The following is a 1,441-nucleotide window of genomic DNA, read 5'->3' as shown; positions in this document are numbered from 1 at the left end:
GGAGAAGCGGCGCCCTCACATCAGCTCGGAGATTCCCTTCGCGGCGCTGAGCAGCGCGACGCCGCCGAGGCTGGCGATCGAGACGTGGCGGTGCAGCCGCTCGCTGCCGCGGCGGAAGCCCTGTTCACCGATCCAGGTGCCGAGCATCATCACCGGCAATGCCATCGCGGCCAGCCACAGCACATTCACGCTCGCCAGACCGACCAGCGCGATGCTGGTGAAGCCGGCGATCGATGTGGCGAGGAAGAACACCAATAGCGACGCCCGCACCACCACGGCGGGAAACGGCCCCGACATGTAGTAGACGATCGCCGGCGGGCTCGGCATCGCGGCGAGGCCGTTGAACAGGCCGCACAGCATGCCGACGCCGGTCGTCACCGGCCGCGATGGAATCGCCTCGATGGCGAAGCCGCGGCCGAGCACGACCACCGCGGCGGCCGTGATGGTCGCGATCACGATCCGCGCCACCGGTGCCGGAGCGACGCTGAGCGCCAGTGCCCCAATGGGCGAACCGATCACCGCGCCAACGATCAGCCAGTGCAGCGACGCCCAGTGGGCATCACGATGGTTGCGGCGAAGATCGTTGAGGCCGCCGAGCAGCTGCAGCAGCACGGCCACCGGCACGGCTTTGGCCGGAGCCATGAACATGCCCATCAGCGGCACCGCCGCGAGCGCAAAGCCGAACCCGGTGAAGCCCCGCAACAAAGCGGCCGCCAGCACCGCGCTCAGCACGCCGGCGATCGCCATCGGCGATGGCAGCGTCGACAGGAAGCTGGCGGATGCCTCGGCGATTAACTCATGCATCGCCGTCGTCACCGCATATCGATGACGACGGTCTTCTTCTTGGTGAAGTGCTCGAGCATCGCCTCCAGCGACGCTTCCTTGCCGAGGCCGGATTTGCGGAACCCGCCATAGCTCAGGTTAGGCTGGATGGTGAGGTTCTGGTTGACCTGAACGTAGCCGGCATCGAGCCGCTGCACGGTGCGCAGCGCACTGCGCAGATCATTGGTCCATACCGTCGCGGCGAGGCCGAAGTCGCTATCGTTGGCACGCGCGATGACATCGTCCTCGTCATCCCACGGCTGCACGCAGACCACCGGCCCGAAGATTTCCTCGCGCATCAGCGGCGAATCCTCCGGCACGCCGGTGATGATGGTCGGCTGCAGGAACAGGCCGTCTTTCAGATGCGCCGCGCCGGGCAGCTCGCCGCAGCGGTCGACCTTGGCGCCGGCGGTGCGCGCACCGAGATCGATATAGGATTCGATCTTGGCCTTCTGCCGCTGCGAGATCACGGTGCCGATGTCGGTCGCCTCATCCAGCGGATCCCCGATCTTCAGCTTGCTGATCGCCTCACGCAACGCCGCCACGAAAGCGTCGATCAGCGAGGCGTGGACGTAGATCCGGCTCGCTGCGGTGCAGCTCTGGCCCTGGCGGGTGAACC

The 1,441-nt window shown here is 67.0% G+C and carries 2 protein-coding genes; both read right to left on the bottom strand.

Going from position 1 to position 1,441, the window contains the following annotated elements; genetic code table 11:
* Positions 1–15 precede the first annotated feature (15 nt).
* Positions 16–804, bottom strand: coding sequence for a sulfite exporter TauE/SafE family protein (locus DYI24_RS26545; RefSeq protein ID WP_164574449.1), 789 nt, complete (start codon positions 802–804; stop codon positions 16–18).
* 8 nt (positions 805–812) lie between these two features.
* On the bottom strand, positions 813–1,441 hold a 629-nt coding region (locus tag DYI24_RS26540; protein WP_164574448.1), incomplete at its 5' end, for an aldehyde dehydrogenase family protein.

The sequence above is a fragment of the Rhodopseudomonas sp. BR0C11 genome, from assembly GCF_010820945.1.
Taxonomy (GTDB): Bacteria; Pseudomonadota; Alphaproteobacteria; order Rhizobiales; family Xanthobacteraceae; genus Rhodopseudomonas; species Rhodopseudomonas palustris_H.
Note: the sequence above shows the minus strand (reverse complement) of the source record. Positions and strands in the feature narration are given on the sequence as shown.